This window comes from Thalassoroseus sp., assembly GCF_984380535.1.
In genome coordinates, this window is the sequence record NZ_CFHRBF010000007.1 from 150,783 (window position 1) to 173,274 (window position 22,492).

At 52.7% G+C, this 22,492-nt stretch carries 12 protein-coding genes and 1 riboswitch; of the genes, 7 read left to right on the forward strand and 5 right to left on the reverse strand.

Annotation, left to right across the window (positions count from 1 at the left end; translation table 11 throughout):
* The first annotated feature begins 143 nt into the window (after positions 1 to 143).
* The 6 genes from AC5DDB_RS11210 (at position 144) to AC5DDB_RS11235 (ending at position 8,077) form a co-directional block, all read left to right on the forward strand.
* Positions 144 to 2,303, forward strand: coding sequence for an alpha/beta hydrolase (locus AC5DDB_RS11210; RefSeq protein WP_491739814.1), 2,160 nt, complete (start codon positions 144 to 146; stop codon positions 2,301 to 2,303).
* A gap of 428 nt (positions 2,304 to 2,731) precedes the next feature.
* Positions 2,732 to 4,138 (forward strand): MBL fold metallo-hydrolase, encoded by a 1,407-nt coding sequence (locus AC5DDB_RS11215; protein WP_491739815.1) that lies wholly within the window; start codon positions 2,732 to 2,734, stop codon positions 4,136 to 4,138.
* 19 nt (positions 4,139 to 4,157) lie between these two features.
* Positions 4,158 to 4,763 (forward strand): YeeE/YedE thiosulfate transporter family protein, encoded by a 606-nt coding sequence (locus AC5DDB_RS11220; protein WP_491739816.1) that lies wholly within the window; start codon positions 4,158 to 4,160, stop codon positions 4,761 to 4,763.
* A gap of 62 nt (positions 4,764 to 4,825) precedes the next feature.
* Entirely contained in the window at positions 4,826 to 5,485 is a 660-nt protein-coding gene (locus AC5DDB_RS11225; RefSeq protein ID WP_491739817.1) for a YeeE/YedE thiosulfate transporter family protein, read from the forward strand.
* Between the two features lie 54 nt (positions 5,486 to 5,539).
* Complete coding sequence (locus AC5DDB_RS11230; protein ID WP_491739818.1) at positions 5,540 to 6,079, forward strand: cysteine dioxygenase; 540 nt, start codon at positions 5,540 to 5,542, stop codon at positions 6,077 to 6,079.
* A 51-nt stretch (positions 6,080 to 6,130) separates the two neighbouring features.
* A complete protein-coding gene (locus AC5DDB_RS11235; protein WP_491739819.1) occupies positions 6,131 to 8,077 on the forward strand; it encodes a sulfatase-like hydrolase/transferase in 1,947 nt (648 codons plus the stop codon).
* Between the two features lie 190 nt (positions 8,078 to 8,267).
* Here AC5DDB_RS11235 and AC5DDB_RS11240 read toward each other — a convergent pair whose 3' ends face one another.
* The 5 genes from AC5DDB_RS11240 to AC5DDB_RS11260 form a co-directional block, all read right to left on the reverse strand.
* Positions 8,268 to 13,235 carry a DUF4465 domain-containing protein gene (locus AC5DDB_RS11240; RefSeq protein WP_491739820.1) on the reverse strand — a complete coding sequence of 1,656 codons (4,968 nt, stop codon included), beginning with the start codon at positions 13,233 to 13,235 and terminating at the stop codon, positions 8,268 to 8,270.
* A 129-nt stretch (positions 13,236 to 13,364) separates the two neighbouring features.
* A complete protein-coding gene (locus AC5DDB_RS11245; RefSeq protein ID WP_491739821.1) occupies positions 13,365 to 14,489 on the reverse strand; it encodes a DUF1559 domain-containing protein in 1,125 nt (374 codons plus the stop codon).
* 106 nt (positions 14,490 to 14,595) lie between these two features.
* Positions 14,596 to 14,784, reverse strand: a riboswitch (cobalamin riboswitch).
* A 90-nt stretch (positions 14,785 to 14,874) separates the two neighbouring features.
* The gene (locus AC5DDB_RS11250; RefSeq protein WP_491739822.1) at positions 14,875 to 17,352 is read right to left on the reverse strand and encodes a glycogen/starch/alpha-glucan phosphorylase; all 2,478 of its coding nucleotides are present in this window, start codon (positions 17,350 to 17,352) and stop codon (positions 14,875 to 14,877) included.
* 267 nt (positions 17,353 to 17,619) lie between these two features.
* Positions 17,620 to 19,686, reverse strand: a complete 2,067-nt coding sequence (gene glgX / locus AC5DDB_RS11255) for a glycogen debranching protein GlgX (RefSeq protein WP_491739823.1) — start codon at positions 19,684 to 19,686, stop codon at positions 17,620 to 17,622.
* A gap of 57 nt (positions 19,687 to 19,743) precedes the next feature.
* Positions 19,744 to 20,076 (reverse strand): hypothetical protein, encoded by a 333-nt coding sequence (locus AC5DDB_RS11260; RefSeq protein WP_491739824.1) that lies wholly within the window; start codon positions 20,074 to 20,076, stop codon positions 19,744 to 19,746.
* Positions 20,077 to 20,274: 198 nt separating this feature from the next.
* Between AC5DDB_RS11260 and AC5DDB_RS11265 the strand changes: the two genes are divergently transcribed.
* A complete protein-coding gene (locus AC5DDB_RS11265) occupies positions 20,275 to 22,311 on the forward strand; it encodes a PAS domain S-box protein (RefSeq protein WP_491739825.1) in 2,037 nt (678 codons plus the stop codon).
* The last annotated feature ends 181 nt before the right edge of the window (positions 22,312 to 22,492 follow it).

The following is a 22,492-nucleotide window of genomic DNA, read 5'->3' on the forward strand; positions in this document are numbered from 1 at the left end:
TTCCGAGGAGTTTCGTCCGCGAAACTAGAATCTCGGGAAGTCGTATGCGAAAGTGTTGATGCACCTGACTCGTGAGGACCGCGGGCACGGGCGTGCCGATTGGCTCGGCCGGAATTCTTCAACTGTGGAAAGTGGACCTTCGTATGATCGACGATCAATCACCCCAAGGGCGACTGTTAGCTTCGAAACTCTCTCGTCGACAAGCGATGTTTTCGATTGGTTTCGGTACGACGGGATTGTCGTTGTTGGGGTGGCCGAATTCGTCCCCTGCGGTTGCGGCCGACGAACTCGAGCCCATGAATCGCTTTCCACGGATGGTACAAGAGTGGTTTGTCGGTCAGGTGCGACAATCGGATCGTCGTCACATCAATGCCCTCAGCCAGCTAAAAACCAAGGCCGACGCAGAGAACTACGTGCGAAACGCGCGGGCTCGTATCCGTGCATCGTTTGGACCGGAACCCAAGCGAACGCCGCTGAATCCTCGGGTGACGAAGACAATTGAACGCGACGGCTATCGCATTGAAAACGTCATCTTTGAGAGTCGCCCCGGGTTTCCAGTCACCGCGAACCTCTATATCCCGACGAACCGAACGGGACCGCTGCCGGCAGTGGTCGGCACCTGTGGTCATTCTTCGAACGGAAAGGCCGAGAAAGCGTATCAGTCATTTGCGCAAGGGTTGGCGCGGCTTGGTTACATGTGCTTGATCTATGATCCCATTGGCCAAGGTGAACGGCTGCAGTATGTCACGGATGATCTGTCATCTCATGTTGGTGTTGGCGTCCGTGAGCACTTGCATGCCGGAAATCAGCAGTTTTTGGTAGGCGAGTTCTTCGGAATGTGGCGGGCGTGGGACGGTATCCGGGCACTGGATTATCTGCTGACACGTCCCGAGGTCGACAAACAGCGAGTCGGCGTGACTGGTAATTCCGGCGGCGGCACGATGACCACATGGCTATGTGGTGTGGAACCGCGATGGACGATGGCCGCCCCCAGTTGTTTCGTCACCACCTTCCGTCGCAACATGGAGAATGAGCTACCCCAAGACACCGAACAATGCCCGCCGCGGGCTCTCACACTCAAACTGGATCACGCTGACTTCCTGGCGTCGATGGCTCCGCATCCGGTGATCATTCTCGCCAAAGAACGCGATTATTTCGACGTTCGCGGGGCCGAAGAGACTTATGGTCGCTTGCGAAAGTTGTACCGTCTGTTGGATGCCGAAGACAATGTGGCTTTGTTCGTTGGTCCGACCGGTCATGGTTTTTCGCAGGAGAATCGCGAGGCGATGTACTCGTGGTTCAACCACGCAAGTGGACTGGTCGCCGACAGTGCGGATCGAGAATTTGACGGTACTCTCACGACAACCACCGACGTCGCGTTTTCCGCGGAACCGGAGATTACCATCGAGAAGGATGAGACGTTGTGGTGCACCGAGAAGGGCCAGGTCGCCACGCTCGACGGCACAAAAACGGTGTTCGGATTCACTCGCGAGAAATCGAAGCAACTCGAATCTCAACGCAAACCCCATGACGTTGCATCTCTACGACGTGCGGTGGCTGATGTGTTGAAGCTACATGCCAAACGCAAGGTCGCGCCGGATTATCGCAATTGGCATTATCTGGTCAGTCGTGGATATCCGACCAAGAATGCGATGGCTTACACCGTCGAAACTGAGCCGGGTATTCAGGCGATTGTCTATCGTCTCACCAGCGAGCGTTGGCATTCGCGTCCGCCTCGTTCCGGGAAACGGGCCATTTTGTATGTGTCTCATCTTTCCAGCGACGCCGAATTGCGTGACGAACCACTCATTCGCGAGGTGATAAAGACCGAACCCGATTCCGCCGTATTTGCCTGTGACGTCCGTGGCATCGGCGAATCCCTGCCGGAAACTTGTAATCCGGGTTCCTTTCATACCGCGTATGGAAACGATTATTTCTATGCGATTCACAGTCTGATGTTGGATCGACCCTACCTTGGGCAGAAGACCTTCGATGTTCTGCGAGTTCTCGATTGGCTGGCATCTCTCGGTCACACGGATGTTCATTTGGTCGGCCGGGGATGGGGGGCACTCGCAGCGACGTTCGCCGCTGTGATGTCGGATCAGGTCAAACAGGTGACACTGAAAAACTCGTTGACCTCATATTCTGACATTGCCGAAAGCGAACACTACGACTGGCCACTCTCGACGCTATTGCCAAACGTGCTCGCGAGATTCGACCTGCCGGATTGCTACTCACAACTCAAGGATAAGCAGCTTCGCCTCATCGATCCGTGGGGTGCGGAGCCTAAAGGGGAACAATAGATGCAATGAGCAAATCTATTGTTATCAATCGACAGGTCGCCAGTCGCCCCAGACTTACCTTCGAGACCTGATAGTCAATCTGGCATGGTGGCTCGGAGACTATAGAGACAAGAGACAGTCGTGTCTGATTGGTTACCAGCAGTTGCGGGTGGATCGATGGAGAATCCGCGTCCCTGCTTTGGAAGTAACCACGCATTCTCTCATAACTGGCCGTTGATCGCTCATGATGGCGTTTCGCCGATCAGTCGAGCTTGATCACGGCTTCTTCTGACAAACGACTAGACAGTCTGTAACCGTCGTCAACACTGCTTTCGCCGTGTCTCAACCGTGGGAGATGCCTCATCCGCTGCTGATGGTACGAATCTTGCACGCAGTTGCATGTCGCATCATCGAAACAAACAGTTGGGTACAACACGGGGAGGTTTCCCATGACAATGGTGTTCGAGCGGATACAAACGCAGGGGATCGCTCAGTTATCCTATCTCGTCGGCGACGACAGCACTGGCACTGCAGCAGTGGTTGATCCACGTCCCGACATTGAAATCTACCTAGAGCTCGCCCGCAAATATGGGGTCGCAATCACCCATATTTTTGAGACGCACATTCATGCCGACTTTATGAGCGGCTCGCGAGAACTCGCTGCGAGACTCGGTTCCGCGTCAATTTTTGCAAGCGGTGAAGGTGACGCCAAGTACGACTTTGAGGTTCAAAAGATCGGTGACGGGGATCGGTTCGAATTCGGGTCTGTCGTATTGACGGCTCGACACACTCCTGGCCATACCCCTGAGCATTTGGCTTACGAACTCGCCGAGAAGCAGCGGGCCGATCAGCCTTGGGGTGTGTTGACCGGGGATTCTCTATTCGTCGGTTCGGCCGGGCGTCCCGACTTGCTGGGTGAGGAAGAAACCGAAGAACTGACCAAGCAGCTTTTTCACACCTTGCAGGATTACTATCTGAAGCTGGATGACGGGGTGATCTTGTACCCCTGTCACGGGGCCGGTTCGGCTTGCGGTGCTGACATTGGCGAGCGTCCAATGAGTACTATCGGCTACGAACGAAAGACAAACGAATTTCTGCAACACGACGACTTTGAGACGTTTAAAAAGTTCGTTCAGGACGGTGCACCACCGGTCCCGCAACATTATCCCATACTCAAAAAGGTCAATGCCAAGGGCCCGAAAGTCGTGGGTCGAGCACCTGTCGTCCCCGGTTTGCCACCGGAGAAGTTTCAGGAAGCGTTGCAATCAAAGAATTCGCAGTTAGTCGATACCCGTCAGATGCTAGCTTTTGGTGGAGGACATATCCCCGGAGCAATCAATATCGGCGACCGTCCGGAGTTATCAGTCTGGGCGGGAGACATGTTGTCTTATGAGAAGCCGATTCTGCTAGTTGTCGAAGACGAGACTCAATTGAATTGGGTTGTCTGGCATTTTGGCTTTGTCGGGTTGACACAGTTCACCGGTTATCTCGTCGGAGGTATGAAAGCCTGGGAGAACAAAGGCCTCCCCTTGACAACTCTGCCGCAACTTACGGTGCAACGTCTTGCAGAACAGCGACAGCAATTCGAACTGCTCGATGTGCGATCACCAAGCGAGTACGAGAGTTCCCGCATCAAAGGAGCCAAACACCGTTTCGTTGCGGAAATGCGTGATGGTGTCGATAGCTCGTTGGATCTTGATCCCCAAAAGCCGGTCGCCGTTTACTGTGGTAGCGGGTACCGAGCGAGTATTGCTGCAAGCATTATGAAACGCGAAGGGTTTGAGAAGGTCTATAACGTCCCCGGCAGTTTCCAAGCCTGGAAAAATGCCGGGTTTGATGTCGAGAAGGCCTCCTAAATTAGGGATTACAGTGACCATGAAGAATCGAATTCGATTGGCAACAATGACACTTTTGGCGGTTTACTCGGTGCCGGCGGTTCAGGCCGCCAACGAGGTGCCATCGCCTTATCCGGCCTATCCGGAACCTGCTTGGTCTCCCTATCTGGTGGGAGCGTTAATTGGGGTCTTGGTCCTAGTAACCCTGTCACTGGTCGGAAAGAAAGTCGGTGCGTCAAGTGCCTATTCTGATCTCGCCGGTTTACTAGGACGTGTCATCGCACCGCGACATGTCCGCTCCCTGCCTTACTGGCGAGACAGCAAACCGATGATTGGCTGGACTTTAGTCTTCGTATTAGGAGCCATCGGGGGTTCATTTCTGGCGGCGTGGAGTGGAAATGAACTAACAGGAACGTTTCTCCAACCGCTTTGGGTGGCAAGGTTCGGTGACGATAGTGAGCTGTTGAGAACACTCCTAGCTTTTGCCGGTGGAGCGATTATGGCGTACGGTGCCAGATTGGCCGGTGGTTGCACGAGCGGGCACGGAATCAGTGGAACATTGCAACTGGCGGTCGGTTCTTGGATTGCCGTCATCTGTTTCTTTGTCGGTGGGATTGCCGCGGCTCTGCTTTTGTATCGTTTGTAAGTCAACCACTATAAAATCGCCTAGGCGTCTCGAACGAAGAGCGCTCGACAAGGAGAAACTGAATGACTCCGAATACTAGTCCATCGACAACTCAGCCAAACCCTTTACCGGCGACATCACAGTCGGCCCCTCAACAGTCAGACCGATCCGATCAACAGTCAGAGCAAGAATCTTGGGGATGGTTGGAAACCTCTCCTACTAAACTAGTGTTTGGTCTTCTCGCCGGTATTGTATTCGGGTTCTTGTTGCAAAAAGGTGGTGTAGCTAAGTTTGATATTCTGATCGGGGTGCTACTGCTAGAGAATTTCGTCGTCGTCAAGGTGATGCTGACCGCGATTGTTGTCGGTATGCTCGGTGTCTATTTATTGCGACGTCTCGACCTGGTTGAGTTGCAGCTCAGTGACACAAATTACGGAGCCAACATCGTCGGCGGGTTGGTGTTCGGGGTTGGTTTTGCTCTGCTAGCATACTGTCCCGGAACAAATGCAGCCGCAGTCGGTCAGGGAAATCTGGATGCCCTCGTTGGGATCGGTGGGATGATGTTCGGATCTTATCTGTTCGCCTTGTCATCACGGTTCTCAAGTGGAACTGTCAGCCGTTGGGGGCGTCGTGGCAAGCTAACATGGCCGGAACTTTTGCATGTTCCGACAGGTTTGTTCGTTGCAATTGCTGCTCCACTGCTCGTAGGGGTGTTAGTCTTGCTGGAACTCTTCGTGAAGTGACTTGTCTGTGTACTGGTTTGATGACCTAATGCTCTCATGCATAGCGGCCATGTGATGACGAATGAAACGTCAGTTGTTTTGACCGAATCGATCAGTCCTGCGATAGCGCAGTTAGTCGACGAATTGAGTTCTTGGAATCATGCAATCACTCTCGAAGAGATTAAGGTTCTAGCGTCTCGACATCGAATCAGCCGGGAAGATCTCGATCAGTTCGTGCAATTCGACGATCACGAATACTCGCATCAGCCGATTGCAGTGGGACCGTTCTTCGAGATCGGTTGCATTGGTTGGCAACCTGGGCAGTCCAGCCCCATTCACGATCATCGCGGTTGTGTCTGTTGGGTTCAGATCGTTGATGGCCCATTAACCAACATCGATTACCGCGAGGATTCGTCAGGACGCTTGAAGATAGCGGCCAGCGACCGATACCAAGCGGGCGAGTGGTTTTTAAAGAGTGACCAAGACGTTCATCAGCTCATTAACGATAACACCGATGGCCAAAATGCGGTGTCCCTCCATGTGTATTCACCACCTCTGTTGCCAATGAAAGATCGCATCCGGTTTGACCGTGCGAAAACGTCTCGTTCCGATTAACATGGCGGCTATACCTCGTCCCCGCCATTCCTTTGCGATCAGGAACCGAGCATGTCGAACTTTCGGAAGCACATTTCGGTAGCCGCTACCGGTTTGTTGATTCTTAGCCTTTCGGTTAGGCCAAATGCTGCGGAACAGACCCGTCCCGTTGCGAACACGGATGATCAGCCACCAAACTTTGTGATTTTTCTGACCGACGATCTTGGGTGGGGGGATCTGGGTTGCTATGGTCATCCCAGGATTCAGACGCCCCATCTCGACGCCTTCGCCAAAGAAGGTTTACGTTTGACGCAATGCTATGCGGCGTGTTCAGTTTGTTCGCCGTCGCGGTCGGCCATTCTCACCGGACGGACACCATACCGCAATGGCGTTTGGCGATGGATTCCGTCTGGTAGCAACATCCATCTTCGAGCAAGCGAAGTGACGATCGCTTCTTTACTCCAGAAGCGGGGCTACGATACCTGTCATGTCGGCAAGTGGCATCTCAACGGCCACTTCAATAGCGACAAACAACCTCAACCCGACGATCACGGTTATGATCATTGGCTGGCCACCCAGAACAACGCCGCCCCCAATCATATCAATCCGAAGAACTTTGTTCGCAACGGAGAATCGGTCGGCCAGATGGAAGGGCCTAGTTCACATATTGTTGTCGAGGAGGCAGCCGAATGGCTGAAGTCTCGGCCAGACCAAGGCACACCATTCTTTCTCACGGTTTGGACGCACGAACCCCATTTGCCAATCGAGACGGCTCCTCAGTTCATGAAGCCGTATGCAGACTTAGATGACGAAGGTCTACGACAACATCATGGCAATGTAACTCAGCTCGATGCGGCCTTCGGGAAACTCATGCAGACTTTAGACGCGATGGGACTCCGCGAGAACACCTGCGTGGTGTTTACTAGCGACAACGGACCGGAGGGGGCCGGTACCAAAGGACGAACCCGCGGATCGACTGGCGGACTTCGCGGTCGCAAGCGTGACACCTACGAAGGCGGCATCCGTGTACCGGGGATCATTCGCTGGCCAGGTCGGGTGAAGGCCGGCAGTGAAAGCGACGAACCGGTGATTGGCTCGGATCTCTTCACGACCATTTGCAAGACCCTCGACATCCCCATGCCGAGTGACCGGACCATCGACGGTGCGAGCATGTTGCCATTGTTTGAAGGGAAACCGATTGAACGTGCACAGCCTTTGTACTGGCGAAATCATTTGGCTCCCGCACGACAGAGGATGGCGTTGCGAATTGGCGAGTGGAAGCTTATCGGCTCGGAGGATCTCACACATTTCGAACTATACAACCTCCAGAACGATCCCGAGGAAACAATGGAACTTTCCAGCAAGCACCCCGAGGAGTTCGCCAGACTCAAAGCCAAGCTTCTGGATCACGACCGCAAAGTTCTTGAGGAAGGACCGGATTGGTGGGAGCAGGAAGCAAAACAACAACGTAAACCAAAACCAAAACGCCTTTCTGACGGTGAGGATCAAACCGGGACATTCGATGTCATCAAAGGCGGGACCGCGAAGAAATCCGACCTGGGAATCGAGTTGAGTTCCGATGGCGAATGTCTGGCTTTACAGAAGTTGAAAGCCCCCGTAACCGATCGCATGACGGTCCGGTTCCGTTATCGTAGCACCCAGAAAGACGGCATCACTCGCAACGCCGCCTGGGTGTTTGGTGCAAACCCAACCAATGCAGAGACCGTCAAAGTCGGCACGGCCATCGGATTGGGTCAGCATGTCATCTTCCTGGGAGATTGGAGGCAGGTTGGTTCCTTGGCTCGCGTTTCTCGGAAATTCGATGCTCAACAGATCTTCGAAGCCATCGTCACTGTCGATCTGCAAGCGAGAACCGTCGAGGCAACGATCGACGGTTCTAAATTGTCTGCGAAACTCCCCGCCGATCTCGAAGAGATTCGTTACATTGGGTACCACGTGAAAGGAACTTCTACCGAGTTCACGCCGTTGTCAGTTGAACCAACGACGAACCCGAACTAGTAACCGCGTTTGGCGTTAAACTCTAACGAAATCTCGTATTCCTTTCCGTCATACTAAGAGATTCAATTGTTAGACCATGCGACTGAATAATAGTTTCTAATTAGGGTTGTTCTTGAGTCGTGGATGCAGAGAACTAAGGCCGCTCTGCATCCACCACGGACACGATCGACGACAACACGTTTGCGTTGAACTACATGAGCAAACGGTTCTGGCCAGTGATGCTGTCCCAGAAGAACAGTCCTGTAGTCTCGAAGCCGAGATCGGTCACAGAACTACGCGGTGTGGCTGTGTTAAACATGTCGCCGTTAATCACGCTTGGCGAAATCGGTTGGTCGACAACCACTGTGGTTTCCCCCGTCAGCAACAAGCGATTCTCCCCAGTGACCGGGTTCCATACGAAAACGTCACTGAACCCATTGTTGTCGAAGTCGCCGAAAGTTGTTCGAGTGTAGATGTTGCTGTTGAGAAGGGGCGGCGAAACTGCATTCGTAGTGACTTGCTTGAACCGGGTGTCTTGGCCTGGGGTAATGATCGTCAACTCGACGAGTCGGTTCGCTCCGGTTTTGAGACTAAGGAACATCAACTCAGCCACGCCACCGGCGACGAATTCGCCAATCCCAATCTGCTGAAAGTCATTGCGATTGATGATCTGACGAGGAATGACATCGTTTTCGACCCTGACGACATCAGTGTCAACGCCAGCAGCGGCAGCCGACAAGTGAATCAGACGGTTCGCGCCCGTCATTGGGTGCCAGAAGAAAAGATCGTCCGGGCCCGCTGCATTGAGATCGCCCGCAACGATCGTCGTGAAATCATTGCCGTTGACGAAGGTGCGATCAATCACATCTAGTTCGATGTTGACGGTCAACTGATCATCGTTCTTAAGGTGAGCCAGGCGGTTCTGACCGGTGGTCGGGTTCCAGAACAACAAGTCGTCCAGACCACTGTCGTCAAGGTTGGCGGCGATTACCTCGAAGAAGTCATTGCCATTCACGAACGTGGGATCGATGACGTTGTCTCGTGTCGAACCGTCGCCTAGTACCAAACGGTTCGCTCCTGTTGTGGGATTCCATAGAAAGAGATCATCCAACAAGTCCAAATTCGGACTATTGTCGTCAAAGTTACCGGAGACGATGTTCGTGAAATCGCCATTGATCAGCGAGGTCGAAATCGGCGTTTCTTCGAACTGCGAGAGCGGCGAATCGATGATCGGTTCCGCCACGGCAATTGAAATCGAATCCGTGTCAGTCAGTGGTTGATTGCCGATATGAGCGAGATCGTTTGTGGTGAACGTTAGGATATCTTCACCAAAAAAATCGGCGTTTGATCGATAGGTGAGCCCATCCAATGCAGTATTGACGTGGGCTAAGGACCCACGAAATCGAAGGGTGCTATCGGCAATACCATCGCCGGTGGTCAAGGTCAGGCCGTTGGTCGTGCTGAGTGTCAGTGTGCCGCCGTTGACGCTCAGGGTCACTTCGACAGGTTCATTACCTGTACCGATGTCCGGGTCAGACACAGAAATGCTGTTACTAGTTGCATTCGAGAATACTAGGTCGCTCAGAAAATTCACCGTTTGCGAACTAGGCACTGTATTGATTGGGCTGTCATTGACCGGGGCGATAATCAGATCAATCGTCGTCATTGCAGTTTGCGATCCGCCACCACCCGTGTGACCGAGGTCATCGACACTGATCGTCAGAACCGCTGAGCCGAAGTAGTCTGCATCCGGGCGAAAGACCAGACCGTCGAGCTGCCGATTCAAGTTCTCGATGGTGTCAGTGACCTCGATCGTCAATCCACTCAACTCACCCCACGAGAGCGAGCCGTTGGTTACGGCCAACGTCAGTCCCACCTCGTTGCTAGTAGCATCAGGATCACTCAATGCAATACGATTATTATTGAAGTTCGAGAAAACTAGCGACGCGTCTTCATCGATATTTTGAACCATGGGAGCAGTGATGATAGGCGGTTGATTCAAGATGTGCACCGTCAGTGTGACATCGTTACCGTCGCCGCCGCCGTAGCTAATTCGCGTTTCGAAACCGTCGAAAACGATTGAGTCGCCCTCTGCAAGTCCATTCAGATGACCGACCGAACTCGACGCTGTATCCGCCAAGTCAACGATGGTAAATTCATCGCCATCGGTTGGTATATAGCTAGGGGCAAACTGAATTGTCAGCGAGACATCATTCCAGTTGACTAGCCGATTGTTTCCTAAAAACTGCAGTTGGTCATAGTCGACTGTAGGAGTTCCCGTGTTGGAAATGTCGACCGTGATTCCTGAAGCCGATTCATCAAATGAAACGGACGCGGCGTCGACGCTGAATTCACCATCGGGCACAAGGTTGCCGATCAATTGCACATCACCACTCGTCGTGAGATCGACGCCATCGCTACCAATAATTTCCGCACCGATCAATGTCACCTCACTCACACCGGCAACAGTGACGGTGTCGAGGGTGATCGTTGTGGTATTGATGTTGTCGCCGATTGTTACACCCAAAGAACCGAGATGGGCGATTTCTGCGTCGGTCAGGTTGAGCACACCGGTTGCACCGCCGAGTCCGATAGACGTACCTGGCGACAGCGGTTGCACAGTCGGGATAACATTGGTGAAGATACCCCCAATCTCTAAAGCGTCCGTGATCAATGTGACGGCCGTAGGCCCGTTGCCTGACACCGAGTTACCGAAAACTAACGCCGAGGCGGACACGGCAACCGGTTGGTTCACTGTAACGTTCGCCTGCAAGTTGACTGGGCCTGATGTCGTTAGTGAGTCGTCAAGTACGAACTCGTCCGTCGTCACCGCGAGCGAATTGTCGGCGAGATCGAAGGCGGTGGCGAAAATGACTTGATCTGTGCCGGCTTGCGTGTCAATGACGATGCCGGCCGTGATGTTCGCCAGCGGAACCTCCATCGTATGCTCGTCAATTCTGACAACTCCAGTTCCTGTTCCGTGGAGCGTGTTCGCTGGGTCGGTCACACGGAGATTGTCATCGACGATACTGAAGCTTAATGTGTCGTCAGAGTCGCCGCCGTTGACATCGGTGATCGTCAATTGTCCGCCGGCCAGTACAACATCGGTTTCCGCAGGTGGTCCCATCGGTTCAAGGATGGTCAGAGTCACATCGTTCCCGTCACCACCAATGTAACTAATCCGAACGGTCCGAGTAATTTGCTGAACCGGATTCTGCAATTCGAACTCAGTTCCTTCCGGCAGGTCGTTAAAGGTACCGGTGATCGGCTGCGACGATTGATTATCGAGAATGGTGAAGACATCACCTGACAACGGGGCAAACTCCAAACCCCGCGACAATGTTGCTCCGTCTAGATTGATTTCCGTCGCTGCAGCGGTGACAACGATTTGATCGTACTCGGTTCCTGCTGTTGTGCCACCGAGGACGATGGCCACATCACCACCCGAGAGATTGAAGTTCCCATCGATCGTCAGTTGGCCACTTTGTTCACCAGGGGAAACTTTGCCATTGCCAGCTGCGACCACATTCCCTCGCAGACGACCACGCCCCGAGAGCATGCTTAAGTCACTGAGTGTCAATGTACCCATTGCTGGCAAGTGAAGTTCGCCATCCACATGCAACTGCTCTCCTTCCGCAAGCAGGAAATCTGTGGATAGTTCCACTGTGGCGGTCGCGAGAATTTCATAGCGATCGGTGCCAGTACCACCGTCAATATTCCAGGTTCCGGTGTATTCACTAGTGGCAATGTCTTGGAATGTAATTGTGTCCGCGTCTGCACCGGCATTGATAGTGATTGAAGTCACGCCGTCTAAGTTCAAGGTGTCGTTGCCATGCGAGTTACTAGAGTTGTCAATGTTAAGGCTAGTATTCGTGATACTAAAATGAGTGACATCGACAGAGTCAGTGAGATTGACGACTAGACTTGCAATATTCGAGCCAAGAACCTCCAACGGTTCGATGCCATGAAACGCAACGATGGCAGAGTCGAGTTGCAACGAACCGTTGGTAAGATCGTCGTGGTTGAGCGTGAGTGCGTCGAATGTGCCCCCGTCGATGGTGAGTGTATCGCCGGTAATATGCGAACCGCCGTTGATGGTGATTGGAATGTCGATCAAGTCGTTGTTCTGGTCGATCGTGAACGAGTCGTCATCGTTGGACCCGTTGAGAGTCAACGATGTGATGTCGGCCAACGGTTGTCGTAAGACTTCCATGCCGTTGGCGGTCACGATCAGATCGGGGCCGTCAACGTCTACCACGAATGTATCGGGAGCGCCATCGTCGGCATCTTCACCAGCATCAAGAATGGGATTCGATGATGGGGGCGTTTGGAAGAAGAGACTATCGATCGCAAAGTATGCGGGTGTATTCATTCCGAAGTCGCCCACGTCGGATGAACTTAGGTTGAAGTGCAAACTTCGAGCGTCCGCCAGTGTTGATAGATCGAGCAATTCCCAAGTGTCGAGAATGTAGTCCTGCGAGTTATCGTTGAAGCGATAGTCGGCGAGGTAGAAATCGACTTCGACCCCCAGGGCTTCTCCGTCTTCACCGATTCCATACACACTCAACTTGAAGAAATCGGGATCATCGCCGGTGGAACCGCCGAATTGTTTGGCGAACAAGTCGCCGTCACGCATGGAAAGGGCTGCATAGGTTGTGTTGGAGATCAATGCCGTTTCAATCCGATAGCCATCTGGCAGAGTGATCGTCGGCAAACCGCGAAGCTGTTCTTCGTCGTTCGGATCCAGACTTCCATTGGAACCAAAAGCCAGCCCGTAGTTGTCGTCTCCGCTGCCTGCTCCTGATCCTGCGAAAGCACTATGTTGATTCGAGAAACCGGGGGTGCTGTTGTCGGTCTCGTTCGAGACGGCGAACCCGCTCCAACTACCGAAGGTCAAATCGTAGGTATTGGAAAACTCAACTCCGCCGCTTTCGATACTACCGACTTGCACATCACCGAAAGGCCCGGCTTCGACGGTGCCATTCGGATCAGGGCCATTGAAGTGTGATTCTGCATCCAGTGGAACATCATCGAAATCCACGACTGCAGTTAGCAGTGTTCGTTCTTCGAGCATTTCAACGCACGCCACCTCAAAAACTTGGGGCTGAAATCGCCGACGCGGAACACGATTAGTCTTAGGAACGGGAACCCAACTTAGAAGCCAATGAGTCAGTTGCATGAACACAATCCTGCGTAAAGAAAGAATCAGTGAAGGTCGCGCAACTTCGTTGCGCGTCGTTCCTAGTGCGAACGGAGGCAACGCGCGGGTCTTTCGAAGTCGCTGCAGATACGGAGAACAGAAGGTGGTTTAGAAGTCGTCGACGACTTCGCCGCCTTGTCGCGAAAGCAGTGCGGCTAAGGTGATAACATCAATGGATTCGTTGATAAAACGGGCCGATCCATCGACGAGTAGAAACTGCGAGCCACCACTGTGATAACTATGAAACTCTTGGCCAAAATCGCAGCCGAGTTTACCAGGTGGATTCGCGGTGCCTCCGAAGGTCACGCAGGCTTGCCAACTGGTATCACCTGCAGACGCATAACGTCCATTGAGCGGGGCACTTTGGTCGAACACATTCTTGTGACCAATCCAAATCGAGTGAATTCCCTCGGGAGCTTCACCGACAAAAATGGTGTTGGTTGTCCCATCGGTAACATCTTTGATGCCGACGCTCGGGGCGGACAGCAACGGAAACATGCCCCGGTAAGACACTGAGCCGGTCCCGCTGCCATAGTTGTTTTGGCAATTCGTCGCCGGGTAACAACGTAATCCGCGTTCCCCGTAATTGCCTCCGTAATCCGTCCTGGCGAACAGATCACTAGAGCTAGGTTGATCGCCGTTCGGCTTAAGCATCACTCCGGATGGCATCGAGGGGCAAATGTAAGTCGTGAGCACTGTCTGGCCGACAGGGACGTTGTCGGTATGGACATACCATTCGCTTTGGTTGATTTGATCGTAGAGATTGCTTTGCTCGAGACCTGGGAGAATCGCTGCTCCCCAACTCAGTGAGAGTGCAGAGGCTTTGAGTGTCGGATCGGAAGCGTTCGCCGACGTCAGCGTTCCACCATACCCACCCCGCGGAAAGCTGCGATAACTCGAATGGTAGTTGTGCAGCGCAATGCCAATTTGTTTCAGGTTATTCTTGCATTGCAGTCGTCGCGCGGATTCACGAGCTTGTTGGACGGCGGGTAACAACAACGCGATTAGAATCGCAATAATCGCAATGACGACTAACAATTCGATCAGCGTAAATCCACACCGGGGAATCCTTCGGGAAAGGCTAGCGTCTCGCCAATTCGCGAGCGTTTGACACGGGCCCGCTGAAGCACGGCCGGGACATATGTTCCTCAACCGGTTGCAAGGCTGGCGGGTATGTGGGGGCTGGCATAAATCGCTATGCAGCGTCCACCACTCCGTAGTGAAGCGAGACATTGTTCGGTCCTTTCAGCGCCAAGAAACTTCGGCTGCGGAAAGGCACTCGCGCAGACACCGTGCGCACTCAACAATGCCTTCCAAGGACGCTTGAAGCCGAAGCATCTCCCGGCAAACCTGTTGGGCCGTATTCTGACTCGCAAGTCGAACGGCTGCCGAACGCCTTCCCGCAAGCCCAGCTTGCAGTGGCATTGTGTTCGGCCGCCTTCTTGCACACAGCGGCGGTCCCGCGCCGGATTCTCACCGGCTTCCTGTTCGATTGGTTCGATCGAACGCCCAACGGGTTTCTAGACGGCGAACATAACCGAGTTCTCCAGTCTTGGCAATTGCCAATCGAAAGACGACCGAAAAAAAACGACCGCGGCCCCTGTTCGGTTTCGACTCGTTAAGGAATCGGGCACGGCTTGGCATTCCAGATCTGACTGGCGTACTCCGAGATCGTGCGGTCGCTAGAGAACTTGCCGGCACATGCGATATTGGTAATCGCTTTTCGGCACCATTCCGATTGGTTTAAATAGGATTTGCCAACTTGTTGTTCGGCTTCGGCATAAGATGTTAGGTCGGCAAGATGCATGAAGTAATCCCCATTGAGTAGCGTTGTAAGCAGGGGGGCGAATACTCCAGGTTCGTCGCGGCTAAAGTGATTGTTGATGATCAAATCTAAGACCTCTTGAGTTTCCGGTTCGTTCTCATAGTGCCATTGCGGGTTGTACCATTCACGGCTTTTGACGACCTGTTCGGCGTTAAGTCCAAACAAGAAGAAGTTTTCTTCGCCGGCTTCCTCCGCCATCTCAATTGTCGCGCCGTCTCGTGTGCCGATTGTCAATGCACCGTTCATCATGAACTTCATGTTGCCCGTCCCGCTGGCTTCGTATCCGGCCGTCGAGATTTGTTCTGAGACGTCACTCGCAGGAATGAGTTTCTCCGCCAGAGAAACATTGTAGTTCGGTATGAACAGGACTTTGAGTTTCTCACGCACCTGTGGGTCGGCATCAACCACGGATGCAATATTGTTGATCAGCTTGATGATCAGTTTCGCCAATTGGTATGCCGGAGCCGCCTTGCCTGCAAAGAAGAACGTGCGTCGTGGAATCTCAATGCTCGGGTCTTTTCTGATTCGGTTATACAGAACGATGATATGCAAAGCATTCAATAGCTGTCGTTTGTACTCATGGATCCGTTTGATTTGGCTATCAAAGATCGTCTCCGGGTCCACACTGTGACCCGTCTTGTACTTTAGCCATGTTGCAAAACGTTTTTTCGCGGACTGTTTCGCCTTGAGAAACTCGTTCTGAAAACTTGCGTCATCAGCGAGTGGTAACAAGCCTTGTAGTTGATCCAGGTCAGTGACCCAGCCATCGCCGACTTGAGCTGTGATCAATTTAGCAAGTTCCGGGTTAGCCAGTAACAACCATCGTCGCGGAGTGACTCCATTGGTTTTGTTGTCGAACCGCTCTTGGAACATTTCGCCGAAATCTGAAACCACACGGGTTCGCAAAAGATCGGAGTGAATCTGCGCCACACCATTGATGCAATGGCTACCAACGATTGCCAAATTCGCCATGCGGACCAGCCGAGGGTGCCCCTCTTCGATCAAGCTCATGCGTGCTAGTCGATTCGGGTCGTCGGGATACTGACTTTCAACCTCACGCAGGAATCGTCGATTGATTTCAAAAATGATCTCTAGTAGTCGAGGACATGCAAGCTCGAAAAAGCGGATGGGCCATTTCTCTAATGCCTCTGGGAGTAACGTGTGATTCGTATAGGCAAGCGTGTTGCGAGTCGTTCTCCACGCGTCATCCCAATCGAGATTGTGTTCGTCGAGTAGCAGTCGCATTAGTTCGGCAACAGCCATCGCGGGGTGAGTGTCGTTGAGTTGGATGGCGACTTTGTCCGGTAGGGCTTTGATGTCTTGGTTCGTGCGTAAGAACCTAGCCACAATATCGCCGAGCGAACAGCAAACTAAGAAGTACTCTTGCACGAACCTTAGAGCTTGACCGGCAGTCGTGGAATCGTCGGGATACAGGACCCGTGTGACAGATTCTGCCACAATTCGATCTACGACTGCTCCAACAAAATCACCCGTGCTGAATTCACCAAAGTCGAAATGGTCGGGAGACGATGCGCCCCAGAGCCTCAGCGTGTTGATGTTGCGTCCACCATATCCCACGACAGGACGATCGTAGGGAACCCCGAGCAGGCGTGAGGAATGACCGGCAACCGCTCGCAGTTCACCTTTCTCGAGTCGGAATTCACATTCGATTGGCACGGTTACAGCTTCTTGAGGACGCATCACTTCCCAAGGGTCGGGACGAGCCAGCCAATGGTCGGGTTGCTCGATCTGGAAACCCTTCTCGATGGTTTGTCGAAAGATTCCATATTCATATCGAAGTCCGTACCCGATCGCAGGAAACTGCAAGGTTGCCAGAGACTCGATGAAGCAAGCCGCAAGTCGCCCTAAACCGCCATTTCCAAGTCCTGCGTCAGGTTCTGATTCGATCACTTCCTTCCAATCGAGACGTGAATCGGACTGCAAGTCACTCTGCACAAGGTCTTCAATCCCGAGGTTCATAATATTATTTGTCAACGTGCGGCCGATGAGAAACTCCATCGACAAATAATAGATATGCTTCGGGTTTTCTTTGCGATACGTTTCCTGAGTCAATAGCCAACGCTGCGTAAGTAGGTCGCGAATGGAACTAGCGACCGCTTCGAATCGCTCACGGTGTGTGGCCTCATTGGAGTTGACGACATGATCGAACAGCAAATGGCGATCGTAGTTGTCATTGGCCATGTGGTCGGTTAATGGAAAGTCGCCGCAATCATATTGCTTCAACTTCTCCTGCGTTTGCTTGTTGTTCATCGGAGTCCGATCCTGATCAAGATTTCGACGACGTTGTTCTCTGTGTATGATAACAACCCAATTGCCCGACAGCTGTCAGAGCACAGTTGGGAGTGTCCGGGTTTCATGCAATGGCAATATCCTGGTCGATTGCCTGATTGTTAGCAGATTATCGGGAACATGCCTAGGCACACTCGGTTTGGATCTGTTCTGATGTACTGTTCTGGCCCCCGTATGGCTGTTTCTGGCAGTGATGTCGGGCTGCGAAAACTGCGTGGACAGTCTTGTTTAGCTTCTGTCGCCACCGGAAATCAGTGTGACAACGGAGTGGCTTTGGACGAAGTAACGCGTGCCCTCAATTGGCCTCGCAGATTCCCAGGCGATGATGTCGTCGGGTGATTCCAGGGATGTATCAATCCATCGTCGCCAAGGTTGGCCGTTGTGACAATCTGGGAGCGTTACCTCATGGGGTTCCCAATGGGCGTTCAGGATGAGATGTACGAACAGTCCATCTGCCGGCAACTCTGCCCCTAAGGCGATCAGGTGCGAAGAGTCGCTCCAATCGGGCTTCAACGGTTGGATGCCATGCCAGGCGTGGCGGGATTGTGATATCAAAGTAGTCAGACTCGTTCGTTTGGCAGCATGATCGGTATTCCGCATCGAGCGTCTTGCTATGAGAAGTTTCGCGAACCGATAAACGTCGGCATGCTTCTCCAATAGGGACCAATCAAACCAACTGAGTTCGTTGTCTTGACAGTATGCATTGTTGTTGCCGCGTTGCGTGCGACGAACTTCGTCGCCCATCAGAATCATAGGGACGCCTAATGCAAGAAGGTTGACCGTCAAGAAGTTCTTGACTTGCCGATTACGCAGCGCTTCGATTTCGCGGTCGTCTGTACTTCCTTCGACACCACAGTTCCAACTCCGGTTGTCGTCACTGCCATCCTGATTATCTTCGCCATTGTCTTCATTGTGTTTGTGGTTGTACGACACAAGATCGTCGAGCGTGAAGCCGTCGTGACAAGTCACGAAATTGACGCTTTGTTCTGGCTCGCGGGACTTATGACCGTACATCTCCGGGCTGCCGACAAGACGGTCTGCCACACGCCGAACTGAACCTTGAGTACAACGGAAAAAATCTCGAACATCGTCACGGAAGCGACCGTTCCATTCTTGCCAAGTATCGCCGATGAAGCTGCCCACTTGGTATAACCCAGCCGCGTCCCAGGCCTCTGCAAGCAGTTTTGTGCCGGCCAGTACTGGATCCGATTCAATATCCCAGAGGACTGGTGGATTTGGCAGAGGATGTCCTTGAGAGTCGCGTGCTAAGATCGACGCCAGATCGAAGCGAAACCCATCGACATGCATTTCCGAAACCCAGTACCTCAGGCTATCAACGATGAGTCGGCGGACAATCGGATGATTGGCGTTCAAGGTGTTTCCGCAGCCTGTGTAGTTTGCATAACGCGCTCCGTTGTCCTCCATCATGTAATAGGTTGGGTTGTCAATGCCTTTGAAACATAGTGTCGGTCCGTGATGATCACCCTCGGTCGTGTGATTAAATACGACGTCAAGAATGACCTCGATGTTGGCCCGGTGTAGAGCTTTGACGAGATCCCGAAACTCGTCGATTGGTCCTAAAGGATCTTGAGAACTGCTATAGGCTTGATGCGGTGCAAAAAATGAGACGGGAGCGTAACCCCAATAATTAGTTTTGCCGGGTGGACAATCTTGAGAGTCGAACTGGAACACCGGAAGTAGTTCGACTGCGGTTATTCCCAGGTTCTGAAGATACGGAATTTTTTCGATTATTCCCGCGTAGGTGCCACGTTTGTCCTCACTAACTCCCGAATTCGGATTCTGTGTTAAGCCTCGTACGTGCATTTCGTAGATGGTCGTGCGGGCTGATGGCAATTGCAGTGGCTTGTCGCCTTCCCAGTCATATAGAGTTGGATCGACGACTGCGTTTTTCATTGTGATTGCCGCCGGTCCATCACGACGAATGTGCTCACGATCATAGCCCTGTGGCACGACAACGCTTCGGCCATAAGGGTCCAGAAGCACCTTTGTACGATCGAAATGCAGACCGACATCGGGAGTATAGGGCCCGTCAACGCGGTACCCATAGATTTGGCCTACCCTAATGCCTGGTACAAAGGTGTGCCAGTAGTGATAGGTTCGGTTTTTAGCCGGGTTGAGCGAGATGACTTGCGAGGGTTGAAGGTCTTCAGAGGCATCAAATAGAACTAGCTCTACGCCCGTGGCATGACGGGAATACAGACTAAAGTTGACACCATCCTCGAAAGTCGTGGCTCCGATCGGAAAACTTTGGCCGTATGGATTGATGCCAGTCATGGTTCTCTCACCCGAGTGTCCGATCTGCTGAGTTGGCCCGGTCAATCGATGGCTGATTCAATATGCGAACACGATTGTAATATGGAATCCATCAGGGGTGGCCGCGACCACAACAAAATTGACCGGCTGATCAGTGAAGTTTGCACCGAAACTGACTATCATTGCAAGCAGCTGACCAAAGATGAGTTTGAGTTTCGGCGACAACACGATATGGTCAGCAGTTTTTGCTTCGTGCGGAAATCGAATGGCGAAGCCATTTTCCCAGTCGCGATTTGAGCCAAGTTCGAGATAGCTGGCGAGATTGGCGAGACGATCGATTTCCTGGGCATCGTCGTTGGTATTGGGGGGTATGCGGCAGGTTATTGGAACCGGTGAGACTATCAATGGCATGAATATCCCGCTGCCGTCGCCTTGATGTGGTGGAGTATGAATTCCTTAGGGGATGGGTTTGGCTGTCACGGTCACGTCGATTCCTATTATGCACGGATTTGACGATCGAAAAGTTAAGGAATCTTCATTTTAATATGGTCGGAAGCTTGAAAGACGATACCGGCCTAAACTTTCAATGTCGAGGTGAATAGAAACAGCATGGCGAACTCCGAGACAGACAGAAATTTGCTCTTCGGCGTAATCGCCATGCAAAGTGATTTGATTGACGTCCGCGAATTTGTGGATGCCTGCACGCTGTGGTCATCACGCAAAGAATCGTCACTTGCAGATATCCTGATTCAGAATGGCTGGCTGCAAGAAGAAGACCGTAGTCATGTCGACTATCTACTCGCAAGACGAGTCAAAAAGCTGGGCGGGGATGTTCGGGAGACATTGTCCAAAATGCCTGATGTCGCCAAGTCGGCATTAGAGAGCATTAGCAGTCCTGCAATTCACGAGTCTCTGCAGGGCTTAGGTTCTGACACGGTTTCGGTGGTCAAGGAAACTCGTCTGCCCGGCGATCAGGAACGTGTTGTCCTAAAAGGGTTGCATTCGACCGGAGGCATTGGACAGGTTTGGATTGCCGAGGACCAAATACTCCATCGTGAGATCGCCTTAAAAGAACTAAAACCAACGCAAACGCAATCCGTGCGGAACCGCGAACGGTTCTTCCGCGAGGCTCAGTTAACGGCTCAACTTGAACACCCTGGTGTCGTGCCGGTGTACGAGTACTCGGCCAACCCCGACGGTAGTCGCTGTTACTACACGATGCGATTTGTCAAAGGCCAAACTTTGACCGAAGTTATTCAACAGGCCCATGACGAGCGAAAGTCGAAGACTCAAAGTGGTATCAGCGAACTCGTTAAACTACTGAATACCTTTGTCAGTATCTGTCAGACAATCGCCTATGCACATTCGCGAAATATCATTCATCGCGATCTCAAAGGAGACAACGTCGTCGTTGGGGATTTTGGAGAGGTGATTGTCTTAGACTGGGGGTTAGCGAAGCGTTTGGATGAGACGATCGTTGAGGGGGACATCGATGCGGCGTTGACGGAAACTCTGATTGTCTCCGAGGACGGCAGCCAACCGGCAGAGGGAACGCTGCAAGGCGAAAAGTTAGGCACGCCGGCTTACATGGCTCCCGAGCAGGCGCTTGGACAGATCGACGAAGTCGAGAAACGAACCGACATCTATGGCTTGTCCGCTATCCTCTATCAAATACTCACTGGTGAGCCTCCATTTTCGGGGAGTAGTATCGTCGATGTCCTGAATCAAGTCATTCATGATCCACCGACGCCGCCTAGCGAACTTTATCCTGCCATTCCTTATGAGTTAGAACGTATTTGTCTCCAGGGACTCTCCAAGAAGCGGGAAGACCGGCAACGGTCGGCCTCTCAGCTTGCGGGACAAATTCAAGGCTGGATCGCGAATCGCGCGGAACGAAAACGAACCGAACAAGAACGTGAGCGGTTTTTCAATCTCTCGTTGGATCTGCTTGCAATCCTAGATTCGCAGGGAACGCTGCATCAAACCAATCCCGCCTGGGACCACTTACTCGGCTGGAAACCATCCGACCTGCAAGACACAACGGTCTGGGACATGCTACATCCAGACGACCATGCTTCGCTTACCAAGAATCTCGAACGCATCTTGGCGGGAGAGCGATTGACCGCCGTTGAACACCGTTGCCGATGCCGCGATGGCTCCTACCGTTGGGTCTTGTGGAACGCGAGCCTGATTGCCGGCGAAGGGGCCATTTATCTTGTCGGACGCGACATCACCGAGCGAAAGCAAACCGAACAAACCTTCCAAGAACTCTTGGAATCCGCCCCGGATGGCATGGTTATCGTCAACGAAACCGGACAAATCGTACTAGTCAACTCTCAGCTGGAAAAGCTGTTCGGCTTCCCGCGACAAGAACTTTTAGGACAGCAGATCGATGTCCTAGTGCCTGAGGAGTTTCGCGCCGGTCACCCGGCTCACTTCCGCTCGTATGTCAACAATCCCGAATTCCGCCCGATGGGTAACCAGTTGACACTCTATGGCCGCCAGAAATCCGGCGGTGTTTTTCCTGTCGAGATCAGCCTCAGTCCCGTGCGGACCGAGCAAGGACTCTTGATTTCCTGCGCGATTCGTCAGGTCACGCCACGCGATTCCGAACCTGCAAAGGATGTTGCTTCCGGCGAATCGTAATCACGTCTGCAATACACTCTCTCAAGAGGACCGGAAAGCGACGAATTCTCTGCGGCCGCTCATACACGCAGCCTGAATACTATGCAGTCTATTAAGGTGGCTAAGTTTCTGTAGGCTTCCTAGTTTGACTCACTGCGCGAAATCGTACCGATCAATTTCTAGGTGCTAGGAAGTATCGATA